This window comes from Microbacterium sp. (assembly GCF_043427715.1).
In the GTDB taxonomy this organism is placed as follows: Bacteria; Actinomycetota; Actinomycetes; order Actinomycetales; family Microbacteriaceae; genus Microbacterium.
The window spans coordinates 25,278-37,476 of sequence record NZ_JBHWTD010000122.1; the positions used below are offsets into that span (position 1 = coordinate 25,278).

The following is a 12,199-nucleotide window of genomic DNA, read 5'->3' on the forward strand; positions in this document are numbered from 1 at the left end:
GGTCAGTGCGCGGCGTCGTACGCCTCGAGCACCGCAGCCGGAACGCGACCGCGCTCGGATACGGTGTAGCCGTTCTTCGCAGCCCACTCGCGGATCGGGGCGTAGTCGCGCTGCCCGGATCGCTTCTGCTTGCGACCGGCGCCGTTGCCGGCCCCGCGAGGCGCGGCCGTGCGCGATGACACCGTGCGTGCGGCGTCGATGTAGGGACTCATGGCATCGCGCAGCGCTGCGGCGTTGTCCGTGGTCAAGTCGATCTCGTAAGCGGTGCCGTCGAGCGAGAAGAGGACCGTCTCTCCCTCGCCGATCTCGAGGACGGTGCCATCGAGGTCGTCGACGAGCTGATGAACGATTTTGCGAGCCATGGCCAGAGCCTAGTGGGGCACCGCCGGTTACGGGAGAAGACCGGCTCGGCGCGCCTTGGCGACCGCGGCGTGACGGGTCGATGCGTCGAGCTTGGCCATCGCCGCCTGCAGGTAGGACTTCACCGTGCCCTCCTTCAGGGAGAGGGATGCCGCGATCTCCGCGTTCGTGGCGCCGAGCGCGCAGCAGGCGAGCACGTCGAGCTCGCGCGGCGAGAGGGTGACGTCGAGGGTGATCGAGGGCCCCACCGCTTCGCGGGAGATGGCGGCCAGGCGGCGTTCGACGGCGGCGATGCGGGCGCGCAGTTCGCTGTCCGCGACGGACGCGGCGATGCTGCGGAGTTCGGCGTAGCTCTCGCGGAGGTCCTCCTGCGCCGTGGCGGGCAGAGCGTTCTCCGAGGGGGTGAGGGCAGAGACGCGGCGGTTGACTTCTTCGCGCACCCGCAGCTCGGTCGCGATGAAGTCCGCGGCGCGGAAGGCGGGGCGCGAGACGAGGTCGCCGACCGGGCCGGGCGTCCACGAACCGCAGTAGACGATGCCGCGAGGGCGGCCGGTGACGACGATCGGGACCGCCAGGAGGGTCGAGATGCCCTCTCCGAGGATGGCGCGGTCGTAGTCGTGCGTGATCGTCCGCGCGGTGCGGTACTCCAGCGCCAATCGCGGCCGCTTCTCGACCATTGCAGCGCCGCCGAGCCCTCGTCCGGTGTGGACGACGAGACCGTCGATGCTGTGCGTGCGCGTACCGGAGATGGCGGTGATCTGAACGGCGCCGTCGCGCTCGAGACCGGCGAAGACGACGGGGAAGCGGGTGTGCCGCGCGAGGTCGACCACAGCGCGAGAGATGAGCTGCGTGTCGGCTTCGCTGTCCACCGGCAAACCTTTACCTACTTCCGGGGGTGACGGCCCCTTCGCCGCCTTCGTACGGTCGAACCTACCACGCGGCCGATCCTGTGAGACAGCCGTGAGAGCACCGTCGCTCACCCCATGAGGCAAGGAGGCCACATGTCGCAGTCACCCCCCGATGGCGCCGGAGGCGGCGCCATCGATTACGTCGCGGTGGAGGAGTCCCCGCGATTCGTCGAGCTGAAGAAGAAGCACCGCAGTGTGGTCTTCCCGCTCGCCGTTCTCTTCCTCGTCTGGTACTTCGTCTACGTCCTGCTGTCGTCGTTCGCCGTCGACTTCATGGCGCAGCCGGTCTTCGGCAACATCACGGTCGGTCTCCTCATGGGTCTCGGCCAGTTCGTCACGACGTTCGCGATCACGATGGGGTACGTCGCCTTCGCGAACCGCAGCCTCGATCCCATCTCCTCCGAGATCCGCACCGACCTCGAGAAGCAGGAGACCCGATGAAGACGATCCTCCTGGCGGCGGCCCCCACGGCGAACGCCGACAACAACCCCATCCTGAACATCTCGATCTTCGGCGCCTTCGTGGCGGTGACCCTGTTCATCGTCATCCGGGCCAGCCGGAACAACAAGACCGCCGCCGACTACTACGCCGCCGGTCGCTCCTTCACGGGGCCCCAGAACGGCTTCGCGATCGCCGGCGACTACCTTTCCGCGGCATCCTTCCTCGGCATCTGCGGCGCCATCGCGATCAACGGCTACGACGGATTCCTCTACTCGATCGGCTTCCTGGTGGCTTGGCTCGTCGCCCTGCTGCTGGTCGCTGAGCTCATGCGCAACACCGGCAAGTTCACGATGGCCGATGTGCTCTCGTTCCGCCTCAGCCAGCGTCCCGTGCGCCTCGCGGCCGCCATCACCACCCTCGCCGTCTGCTTCTTCTACCTGCTCGCGCAGATGGCGGGCGCCGGCGGTCTCGTCTCGCTGCTGCTGGGAATCCAGGAGCAGATCGGACAGTCCGTCGTCATCGCCGTGGTCGGCGTCCTGATGATCGTCTACGTCCTCATCGGCGGCATGAAGGGCACCACCTGGGTCCAGATCGTGAAGGCGTTCCTCCTCATCGGCGGTGCCGTGGTCATGACGATCTGGGTGCTCGCGATGAACGGCTTCAGCCTCGACAAGCTGCTCGGCGCAGCCGTCGAGACGGTGGGCAACGACGCGATCCTCGGCCCCGGCCTGCAGTACGGCGCGAACCCGTGGGACTTCATCTCCCTCGCCATCGCCCTCGTGCTCGGCACGGCGGGTCTGCCGCACGTGCTGATGCGCTTCTACACCGTGCCGACCGCCAAGGAGGCGCGTCGTTCGGTGGTCTGGGCGATCTGGCTGATCGGTCTCTTCTACATCCTGACGCTCGTGCTCGGCTACGGCGCCGGCGCGATCGTCGGTGCGGAGACGATCAAGGCCGCACCGGGCGGCGTGAACTCCGCGGCGCCGCTGCTGGCGGCGGCCCTCGGCGGGCCGGTCCTGCTCGGATTCATCTCGGCGGTCGCGTTCGCGACGATCCTCGCGGTCGTCGCCGGTCTCACGATCACCGCGGCGGCATCCTTCGCCCACGACATCTACGCCAACGTCGTCAAGAAGGGGAACGTCCCGCCCGACGGCGAGGTCAAGGTGGCCCGTCGCACGGTCATCGTCATCGGTGTGTTCGCGATCCTCGGCGGCATCGGCGTCCAGGGGCAGAACGTGGCGTTCCTCGTCGCACTGGCCTTCGCCGTCGCGGCATCCGCCAACCTTCCGACGATCCTGTTCTCGCTGTTCTGGCGGAAGTTCACCACGCGCGGCGCAGTGTGGAGCATGTACGGGGGCCTGGCCACCGCCATCATCCTCATCGTCCTGTCGCCGGTGTTCTGGGGCACGGAGACGAGCGTGTTCAAGAACGTCGGAGTCGCGATCTGGCCGCTCAACAACCCGGGAATCGTGTCGATCCCGGTGGGCTTCCTGCTCGGCTGGCTCGGCTCGGTCACCTCCCGCAAGGCGGAGGACCCGCGCAAGGCCGCCGAGATGGAGGTCCGCTCGCTCACCGGTTACGGCGCCGAGAAGGCCACCGAACACTGACGCAGTGACACATCGAGGCGGGACCGGACGGCCTACACGCCCGGTCCCGCCTCCGTCATGTGGCCGCGCTCCAACTCGAGGAGCAGCCGCTTGTGCTCGGGTCGGCCGCCGTACTCCCCGAGCGAACCGTCGCTGCGCACGACCCGGTGCGCCGGGACGACGATCGACCAGGGCGTCCGCCCGCATGCGGAGCCGACGGCCCGGTTGGCTCCCGGCACACCGGCCGCGATCGCGACCTCCGCGTACCCCGCGGTCTGGCCGTAGGGGATGTCGGAGACGGCCGACATCACCCGCCTGGTGAACTCCGATGCGAGCCGGCCGTCGAGGGTGACATCGAATTGGCGGCGTTCGCCCGCGAAGTACTCATCGAGCTGACGGGCGACGTCGGCGCCGGATGCCGCGTCCTCCACGAGCACGGTGCGCAGCAGCATCCCGAACCTCGCGACCTCCGCGAAGACCGGGCCGATCAGCACCTCGAGCGCCGCGAGGCCCGCATCGGTGGTGACGAGGAGGACGTCGCCGAGCGGCGTCGGGTGCACGGCGTAGGCTGCGGAGGTCATGGCATCATCATGATGGGCGCCGCCGGACCGAGCAGGGGGAGTGGTCGGCGTCGGGGGAGAACCTGCAGACGGGGGAGCCTGGGGAGAAGGCGCGTGTACCAGATCGCGCGAAACTCGGTGGGCGCTCCCGTCATCCGGCGTGCCCGCGCATAGGGTTTCTCGTGTGTGGCGAGCAGAAGGTGGTGCGGTGCGCGGCGACAGCGCCGCGTCCATGCCCGAGGTGACCCCGGCGGACGTGCAGATGTCCGAGCCGGACATCGTCGTGATGCACGCCGCGGCCCCCGAGCAGCGTCGCCTGCGCGAGGAAGCCGCCCAATTGGGCGGTCCTTCCACCCTGCTCCACTATCTCGACGACGGCGACGCCGGGATCGACATCACCAAAGCCCACCCCGGCAGCCTGCCGCAGTTCATCACCGGACGTCCGACGCTGCTGTCGAACATGTTCCGCGACGAGGTGGCGCTGCGGACCGCGCGGCTGGCCGCCGAGCGCATCACCTCGAAGGACGTCGAACTCCGCACCGCGCGCGGCCTCGACACGGTGCACCTCGCGATCGGGATGGCTGCCTGGCGGCTGGGCGGCGTCGTCTGCAACGCGCCCGTCCTCCTGCGCCCGCTCGCCATCCGCCGGCACCACAACGACTTCGACCTGCGTCTCCACGGTTCCTTCAGCATCAACCCCGAGCTCGTCTCCGCGGCCCGGGCGCACTTCGGCATCGACCTCGACGGCGCGGCGCTCGCAGCCCTCGCCTACGACGGCGGCGTCTTCCAGCCGCAGCCGGTCATCGATCACCTCCGTGCCCTCACCGCGCACATCCCCACCTTCACGGTCCTTCCGCGGCTGATCGTCTCGACGTTCGCCGACGTCGCCTCCGACATGGAACGGGATGCCGTCTCGCTCGACCACCCGGTGCTGAACGCGCTCGCCGGGCACCCCGCCGACCGTGAGCGGATGTCGTTCGTGCGCCCGCAGCCGCGTGCGGTCAGCTCGGATGACCGGCCGCCGGCATCCGATCGCCTGCTGCTGGACGCGGACGCCGAGCAGGAAGCCGTGCTCGCCCGCATCTCGGAGGGGCAGTCGCTCGCGGTGCACACGCTCCCCGGCACCGGCGGCACCCAGACGGTCATCAACGCGGTGGGTGAACTGGTCCGCACCGGCAAGCGTGTGCTCGTGGTGAGTGCACGCCGATCGACGCTCGATGGGATCCGCCACCGCTTGGGAGGCGTGGGCCTGCAGGGTCTCGCCGTCTCTCCGACGCGGCTGCACCGCGACCTGATCCGGGCGATCGCCCGGAACGAGAAGGCCGAGCCCCCCAAGGTCGCCGAGATCGACGACGCACTCGTGCGTCTGCGCACCGTGCTGCGCGACTACCGTGCAGCGTTGACGCAGCGTCACGCCTCGGTGGGGATCTCGCCGCTCGAAGCGCTGCAGCAGCTCACGCAGATCGCGGCGAAGGATCCCCAGCCGACGGCGACGACGCGGTTCGACCTCGCCACCGTCCAGAAGCTCGCCACGCGCCGCGCGGAAGCCGCGCAGACCCTCGCCTCCGCCGCACGCCTCGGCGAGTTCCGGTTCGGACCCGACGATTCGCCCTGGTACGGCGTCGCGTTCTCGACGACCGAGCAGGCCCGCGCCGCCCACGCCCTCGCCGGCCGGCTGCACCGCACCGAGGTCCCCGGCATCCTCGAGCGCGGCTACGAGCTCATCGGGCAGACCCGGATGCGGCCGTTCACGTCGATCACCGAGATGGGCGCCTACATCCAGCTGCTGCAGGGCATCCGCGCCTCGCTCGACAAGTTCAGCCTGACGGTGTTCGAGCGCCCCCTGACCGACCTCATCGCCGCGCACTCCACCCGCCGCGAATCCGCCGCGATGACCAGTGCCAACCGCCGCCGGCTGCGTCGACTGTCGAAGGAGTACGTGCGCCCGGGCATGCACGTCAGCGACATGCACGAGGCGCTCGTCAAGGTGCAGACCCAGCGCACTCAGTGGCAGGGTCTGGTCGAAGCGGGAGTGAGCCCCGAGATCCCGCTCGGGCTCGACGACGTCGCCGCCGCGTGGCAGCGCGCGAACGCCGACCTCGCGGAACTCGACCGCTCCCTCGGACGCACCGTGCCGCTCGCGGGGCTGCCGATCCCGGATCTGCTGCGCACGCTCGCCGGACTCGCGGCAGCATCCGACGTCTTCGACAACCTCGTCGAACGTGCCGCGCTGCGCAGCGAGCTCGCCCAGCTCGGGCTGGAGCCGCTGCTCACCGAGCTGTCGGTGCGACACGTGCCCGAAGCCGACGTCGCGGCCGAGTTCGAGTACGCCTGGTGGCGGTCGGCCCTCGAGGCGATGCTGCGCTCGGACCGCGCCCTGCTCGGCGCCAACACGCAGGTCCTCGACAAGCTCGAACGCGACTTCCGCCTCGTCGACGAGGCGCACGCCGGCTCCTCCGGACCGCTGCTGGCAGCAGAGCTCGCCAAACGGTGGCGGATCGCGATCGTCGATGAGCCCCGTGAGGCGTCGGCGCTCAAGGCCGCACTCCGAGCCGGCACCGCCTCGGCGGACGAGCTCGTGGCATCCGCTCCCACCCTGATGCGGGTGCTGGCGCCGGTCTGGCTCGCCTCGCCCTACGAGGTGCCGCGGGTGCCCGACCACCCTGATTTCGACGTGGTCATCATCGCGGATGCCGCGGCGCTGTGCCTTGCGGAAGCGGCACCCGCCCTCCGCCGCGCCCGCCAGGTCGTCGTCTTCGGCGACCCGGTCACGCAGAAGCCGACGCCCTTCCGGATCTGGTCGGGTCGCGGCGACAGCGGCGACGAGTCGGAGATCCCCTTCGATCAGGTGAGCCTGTTCTCCCGCCTGTCGGAGCTTCTCCCCGTCGAGACGCTGACCCGCAGCTACCGGGCGGGCGGAGAGGATCTCGCCGAGCTCGTCAACGGCGCCTTCTACGACGGCCGCATCAGCTCGCTGCCGTGGGCGGGGTCGTACCTCGGGCGCGGCAGCCTCAGCGTCGACTACGTCGAAGGCGGCACCGGTGCGCCGGATCCCGACACCGGCGCGGTCGAGAGCCCCGACGCCGAGGTCGCACGGGTCGTGACGCTCGTCGTCGAGCACGCCATCAACCGTCCCGCCGAATCGCTGATGGTCGTGACGGCCTCCACGCGCCACGCGGAGCGGGTGCGCGCGGCGGTGGCGGCCGCGTTCGCCGGCCGCTCCGATGTGGCCGACTTCGTCGGTCGCGAGACCGCCGAGCCCTTCGCCGTGCTCGGCCTGGAGGAGTCGGTGGCCGAGAGTCGCGACCGCGTCATCTTCTCCCTCGGGTTCGGCCTCACCAAGCACGGCCGCGTGCTGAGCGACTTCGGCGACCTGTCGACCGCCGACGGCGAGCGACTGCTCACCGTCGGGATGACGCGTGCCCGGCGCTCGATGGTCATCGTGAGCTCGATCCGGCCGTCCGCCTTCGACGAGGGCCGGCTGGAGCACGGCGCGGCGATCCTCATGTCGATCCTCGGCAGTGTGGCCGCTCGCGGTCGCGAGGCCAGGCTCGAAGACCTGGCCGATCCGCTCACCCTCACCCTCGCGCAGCACCTGCGAGCGCTCGCGATCGCGGTGGACGTGCACTATCGCGGCGGTCAGCTCCCCCTGGTCGCGCAGCACAAGGGCAAGGCCGTCGTCGTGGACTGCGATCCGGAGAGTCGGAACGAGACACTGCGCGAATCGCTGCGGCGCCGACCGCAGATCCTGCGCCGACTCGGCTGGCACTACCTCCGCGTCCACCCGTTCGAGATCTACCGCGACCCGGCGGAGGTCGCGCAGCGGGTCGCCGCGATCCTCGGCATCCAGCCGGAGATGCCGTCGGCGCACGGTTCGACGCAGCCGATCGATGTCGACTGAGCGTCAGCGCATAGAGCGGGTGCCCGGAGCACGTCGGGCGCGCCTGACGCCTGCGCCGGGGACCGACCCGTCGCCCGAGATGTCGACGAACGACGCCCCCGTGACCGATGGGTCGACGAGGGCGTCGGGGCCGAACGACGAGCGCCTGCGGAACGACGTTCCGCCGCACTACTGAGCGCTCAGTACGCTGCGGGAGGCGTGGTCGTCGGCGGGGTCTTGACGGACGTGCCGCGCTGCTCCTCGAGCAGGTCGCGGATCTGGACGAGCAGCTCCGCCTCGGTGGGGAGCTTCGCCTCCGGCTCTTCGACGACCCCGGCCTTGGCGGCCTGGCGCGCCTTCCACCGGTTCATCGGCAGGACGAACACGAAGTAGACGACGATAGCGACCGCGAAGAAGCTGATGATCGCCGTGAGCAGGTTGCCCAGCGGGAAGACGACTTCTTCGCCGTGGATGCCGATCAGGGCAGGGCCGGTCTCGCCGTCCTCACCCGGCAGCCAGAAGAGGCCCACGATCGGGTTGATGATGCTCTTCACGATCGCCGTCACCACAGCGGTGAATGCGCCGCCGATGACGACGGCAACCGCGAGGTCGATGACGTTGCCGCGCATGATGAAGTCTTTGAAGCCCTGGAGCATGGCTGGTCCTTCCCGAAGCCGGCGTTGTGCCGGACTATGAACCCGCTACTGCGGGAGAGGCGGACGCCTCGGACTTCGATGATGACCCAGCCGGTGCCGACTCGCTACCGGGCGCGCGGGAGTCGGTGCGATAGAACCCGCCGCCGTTGAATGTCACCCCGATCGATCCGTACTGCTTGCGGAGCGCTCCGGAGCATTCCGGGCACTCGGTCAGAGAGGCGTCCGAGAAGGACTGGACGGCGTCGAAACGGTGACCGCACTGCGTGCAGGCATAGGCGTAGGTGGGCATGGGACCTCGGGATTCAGCGGGGGGAGAGGGTGAGGGTGCGCGTCGGGGTGACGACGCCGGTGACGGGCTGATCGTGCAGGTCGCGGGGGACCTCGTCGACAAACTCGGAGTCGAAGACGACGGCGTAGACGGGAGGGCACTTCTCCATCGAGCCCAGTGTCTTGTCGAAGTAGCCCCGTCCCCAGCCCAGCCGCATCCCGGTCTGGTCGACGGCGGCGGCGGGGATCACGAGCAGGTCCACATCGTTCACGGCATCCGGGCTCAGCAGTTCGCCGACCGGCTCGGGCATGCCGAACATCCCCTCGGCCGTCGCGCCCTCCTGCTCGGCGACAGCCCAGTCGAGCAGTCCGTCGGCCCTGGTGATGGGCAGGAGCACGCGGATGCCGCGGGCGACGGCGGCCGCGATGAACTCGCGGGTGCCGGGTTCGGTGGGGGTGGAGAGGAAGCAGGAGATGGAGGTGGCGCCGTGGGAGGCGAGAAGGGCGTCGAGTTGGGTGTGGACGCCGGCAGCGGCCTCATCGAGGGCGGCGGCGGAACGCTGTTGACGACGCTCGCGCAGCTCCGCGCGGAGCGCGCGCTTCTCGCTGTCGATCGAGCCGTCCATGAGCCGATTGTAAAGGGCGTCCCGCAGCGTCCGATTCACTGGATAGGGTGTGCAACATGTCTGAGCGCATCAAAGCCGTCATCCCCGCCGCGGGTCTGGGGACCCGTTTCCTCCCTGCCACGAAGGCCATGCCGAAGGAGATGCTGCCTGTCGTCGACAAGCCGGCGATCCAGTACGTGGTGGAAGAAGCGGTGGCCGCGGGGATCGACGACGTGCTGATCATTCTGGGTCGCAACAAGAACAACATCTCCAATCACTTCGACTCGGTTCCCGAGCTCGAGGCCAACCTCGAGAAGAAGGGCGATCAGGACCGGCTGAAGCGCGTCCGCGACTCGTCCGACCTCGCGGACATCCACTTCGTCCGTCAGGGAGAGCCCAAGGGCCTCGGCCACGCAGTGCTGCGTGCCCGCTCGCACGTGGGCGACAGCACGTTCGCCGTGCTCCTCGGTGACGACCTGATCGACGCCCGCGACGTCCTCCTCGAAAAGATGCTCGAGCAGAACAAGGCGACCGGCCTGACGGTCGTGGCCCTCATGGAGGTCTCGCCGGAGCAGATCCACATGTACGGCGCCGCCGCCGTCGAGCCGACCGACGATCCCGACGTCGTCAAGGTCACGGGTCTCGTGGAGAAGCCGAAGAAGGAGGACGCCCCGTCCAACTACGCCGTCATCGGGCGCTATGTGCTCACGCCCGGCGTGTTCGACATCCTCGAGCGCACCGAGCCCGGCAAGGGCGGGGAGATCCAGCTCACCGACGCGCTCGAGGAGCTCGCGTCGACCGACGGCGTCCTGGGCGTCGTGTTCCGCGGTCGCCGGTACGACACCGGTGACCGTGCCGACTACATCAAGGCCATCGTTCAGCTCGCCGTGGACCGTGAGGATCTCGGTGCGGAACTCCGCCCCTGGATCAAGGACTTCGCCGCCGGCCTCTGAGGTCGGACGAAAGACACGACGATGGACAGTGGTGTCCTGCGCGCACACGGGCCGGTGTCGATCCGGTTGGTGCGCGCGCGGGACGCGAAACCGCTGCAGACCGAACTGATGCAGAACCGGTCGTGGCTGCAACGCTGGGAGGCGACGAGCCCCGACGGGCCGGTGTCTCTCGACATGCGGGCCGGCGTCCGGCGCTTGCTGCAGCAGTACCGTGACGGCAGCGGTATCCCGCTGGTCATGGAGTACGACGGAGAGGTCGCGGGCCAGCTGAACGTCTGGGGGATCGCACGTGGATCGCTCGCGTCGGCGACGATCGGCTACTGGGTGGGGGAGCGCTTTGCGGGGCGCGCGATCACACCGACGTCGGTCGCGATGGCGACCGATCTCTGCTTCGAGGACATGCGGATCCACCGGATGGAGATCTGCATCCGGCCGGAGAACGAGAAGAGCCTCCGGGTCGTGGAGAAGCTCGGCTTCCGGTACGAGGGGCTCCGCCGCCGGTACATCCACATCGACGGCGACTGGCGCGATCACTACGCTTTCGCACTCGTTCGCGAGGACGTGCCGGAGGGTGTCCTGAACCGATGGGTGGCCGGTCGCGCGCCCGCGGATGCCGCCACGATCCCGCCGCGAGACCGGTCGCCGGGCTGAGGAACCTTCGAGTTCAACAAGAACCTCAGACACGCGGGTCGGATGCCAGACCGCGGCGGCCCGGAAACCGTACCGTTGGCGTCATGGGTGAGCAGGTGTTCGGCGGCGGTGTCATCGTGCTGGTCGCGGCGCTGCTGTGGCTCGTCTATCTTCTGCCCTCGTGGCACGAACGCCACCAGTTTGAGGCTGCTGAGCGCAACGCGCTCCGCCTCAACCGGGCACTGCGCGTGCTTGCCGAGACCAATGAGGCCCCCGAAGAAGTGCGCCTCGAACTCAACGCGCGCACCGCGCTCGCACAGCAGCGCCTCGCACGCCGCGTGCAGGCCGAGCACGAGAGCGTCGGCCTGGAGTCCGCTCGCGCCGAACTCGCCGCCGCAAAAGCGAAGGCGGCGCTCGAGCGCGAACTCGCCCGCTCCGAGCGTCGGCAGAGCGAAGCCGAGGCCGCTGCAGCAGCGAAGGTCGCCCGCGCTGAGGCGCTCCTCGCCCGTGAACGCGTTCTCGCGGAAGCGGCGGCTGCCAAGGCCGCTCCGGAGGTCCGCCGAGCTCGAGCACGGCGCCGCGTCCGCCTGAGCGCGACGATCATCGCCGTGGCCGCCGCGCTCACTGCCGGGTGGGGCGGGTTCGTCGCCGCCACGACGGGTGGTTGGGGAATGTTCGTCGCGGCATCCGTCACGGTCATCGCGAGCCTCGGAATCCTGCACCGGATGAACGTCGTCGCCCGTCGTGCCGTCGTGCGCACCGTGGCCGCGCCGCTCGTCCGTGCGGCGGGGGACGTGCAGGACGTCGCCCTCGAGGCGGACTCGGCCGGCTGGACGCCGCGCCGCCTCCCGCAGCCGCTCACCGCGTCTGCGGGCTCCCGCGCCGCCGCCGTCCTCGACGGCGCCGCCGCCCAGGAGGCGCTGCGTCAGGCGGGTGTCGAAGAAGCCATGCGTCAGCGCGTCGCCCAGGCGGCACCGCCCTCCATCGACACGGCACGGCGCACCCGTGCCGCCGAAGCCGCGTTCTCCGGACCCGCCACTGACGCCGACATCGAGGCCCACGTGCGACGCCTGCTGGAGCGCCGCGCCGTCGGTGAATGAGGCGCCTCGCGTTCAGCGGCACGACCCGCCCGTGGTAATGTTGAGGCTCTTGGGCCTGTGGCGCAGTTGGTAGCGCGCTTCGTTCGCAATGAAGAGGTCAGGGGTTCGAATCCCCTCAGGTCCACCATCGAAAAGACCCCCGCTCGCGGGGGTCTTTCGTCGTTTCGGGGCTCAGTGACGGGCGCCGGCACGCGCTCATTCCGCGGCGATCAATACTGGGAATATTCCCGTCGATGCAGTATGAATGAGAGGG

General features: G+C 69.6%; 12 protein-coding genes and 1 tRNA gene. 7 read left to right on the forward strand and 6 right to left on the reverse strand.

What is annotated here, in order from left to right; all coding sequences use genetic code 11:
- Positions 1-2: 2 nt before the first annotated feature.
- Together ACHFGS_RS12940 and ACHFGS_RS12945 are read right to left on the reverse strand one after the other, a co-directional pair.
- Complete coding sequence (locus ACHFGS_RS12940; RefSeq protein WP_394279357.1) at positions 3-362, reverse strand: Lsr2 family protein; 360 nt, start codon at positions 360-362, stop codon at positions 3-5.
- Between the two features lie 27 nt (positions 363-389).
- Positions 390-1,229: a response regulator transcription factor gene (locus tag ACHFGS_RS12945; protein WP_394279356.1), complete on the reverse strand. Its 840-nt coding sequence runs from the start codon at positions 1,227-1,229 to the stop codon at positions 390-392.
- A 132-nt stretch (positions 1,230-1,361) separates the two neighbouring features.
- On the opposite strand from ACHFGS_RS12945, the gene ACHFGS_RS12950 reads away from it, so the two are divergent.
- Together ACHFGS_RS12950 and ACHFGS_RS12955 are read left to right on the forward strand one after the other, a co-directional pair.
- Entirely contained in the window at positions 1,362-1,709 is a 348-nt protein-coding gene (locus ACHFGS_RS12950; protein ID WP_394279355.1) for a DUF485 domain-containing protein, read from the forward strand.
- The gene (locus ACHFGS_RS12955; protein ID WP_394279354.1) at positions 1,706-3,316 is read left to right on the forward strand and encodes a cation acetate symporter; all 1,611 of its coding nucleotides are present in this window, start codon (positions 1,706-1,708) and stop codon (positions 3,314-3,316) included. Before ACHFGS_RS12950 ends, ACHFGS_RS12955 begins: the two co-directional genes overlap by 4 nt.
- Positions 3,317-3,348: 32 nt before the next feature.
- On the opposite strand, the gene ACHFGS_RS12960 is transcribed toward ACHFGS_RS12955, so the two are convergent.
- Positions 3,349-3,876: a methylated-DNA--[protein]-cysteine S-methyltransferase gene (locus tag ACHFGS_RS12960; protein WP_394279353.1), complete on the reverse strand. Its 528-nt coding sequence runs from the start codon at positions 3,874-3,876 to the stop codon at positions 3,349-3,351.
- Positions 3,877-4,087: 211 nt separating this feature from the next.
- Between ACHFGS_RS12960 and ACHFGS_RS12965 the strand changes: the two genes are divergently transcribed.
- Complete coding sequence (locus tag ACHFGS_RS12965; protein ID WP_394289535.1) at positions 4,088-7,756, forward strand: AAA family ATPase; 3,669 nt, start codon at positions 4,088-4,090, stop codon at positions 7,754-7,756.
- 179 nt (positions 7,757-7,935) lie between these two features.
- Here the strand turns inward: ACHFGS_RS12965 and mscL are convergent, their stop codons facing one another.
- Genes mscL through ACHFGS_RS12980 form a run of 3 tightly spaced genes read right to left on the reverse strand, consistent with a single transcriptional unit; the run spans position 7,936 to position 9,284 of the window.
- On the reverse strand, positions 7,936-8,391 hold the full coding sequence (gene mscL, locus ACHFGS_RS12970) for a large conductance mechanosensitive channel protein MscL (RefSeq protein ID WP_394279351.1): 456 nt from the start codon (positions 8,389-8,391) through the stop codon (positions 7,936-7,938).
- Positions 8,392-8,425: 34 nt separating this feature from the next.
- Positions 8,426-8,680 carry an FmdB family zinc ribbon protein gene (locus ACHFGS_RS12975; protein ID WP_394279350.1) on the reverse strand — a complete coding sequence of 85 codons (255 nt, stop codon included), beginning with the start codon at positions 8,678-8,680 and terminating at the stop codon, positions 8,426-8,428.
- Positions 8,681-8,693: 13 nt separating this feature from the next.
- Positions 8,694-9,284: a 5-formyltetrahydrofolate cyclo-ligase gene (locus ACHFGS_RS12980; protein ID WP_394279349.1), complete on the reverse strand. Its 591-nt coding sequence runs from the start codon at positions 9,282-9,284 to the stop codon at positions 8,694-8,696.
- Positions 9,285-9,340: 56 nt separating this feature from the next.
- Between ACHFGS_RS12980 and galU the strand changes: the two genes are divergently transcribed.
- From galU to ACHFGS_RS13000, 4 genes are all read left to right on the forward strand, one after another.
- Positions 9,341-10,216 carry a UTP--glucose-1-phosphate uridylyltransferase GalU gene (gene galU / locus ACHFGS_RS12985; protein ID WP_394279348.1) on the forward strand — a complete coding sequence of 292 codons (876 nt, stop codon included), beginning with the start codon at positions 9,341-9,343 and terminating at the stop codon, positions 10,214-10,216.
- Positions 10,217-10,237: 21 nt separating this feature from the next.
- Positions 10,238-10,867 carry a GNAT family N-acetyltransferase gene (locus tag ACHFGS_RS12990; RefSeq protein ID WP_394279347.1) on the forward strand — a complete coding sequence of 210 codons (630 nt, stop codon included), beginning with the start codon at positions 10,238-10,240 and terminating at the stop codon, positions 10,865-10,867.
- Positions 10,868-10,950: 83 nt separating this feature from the next.
- Positions 10,951-11,946: a large exoprotein gene (locus ACHFGS_RS12995; protein WP_394289534.1), complete on the forward strand. Its 996-nt coding sequence runs from the start codon at positions 10,951-10,953 to the stop codon at positions 11,944-11,946.
- A gap of 51 nt (positions 11,947-11,997) precedes the next feature.
- Positions 11,998-12,073 (forward strand) — tRNA-Ala (locus tag ACHFGS_RS13000).
- Positions 12,074-12,199 lie beyond the last annotated feature (126 nt).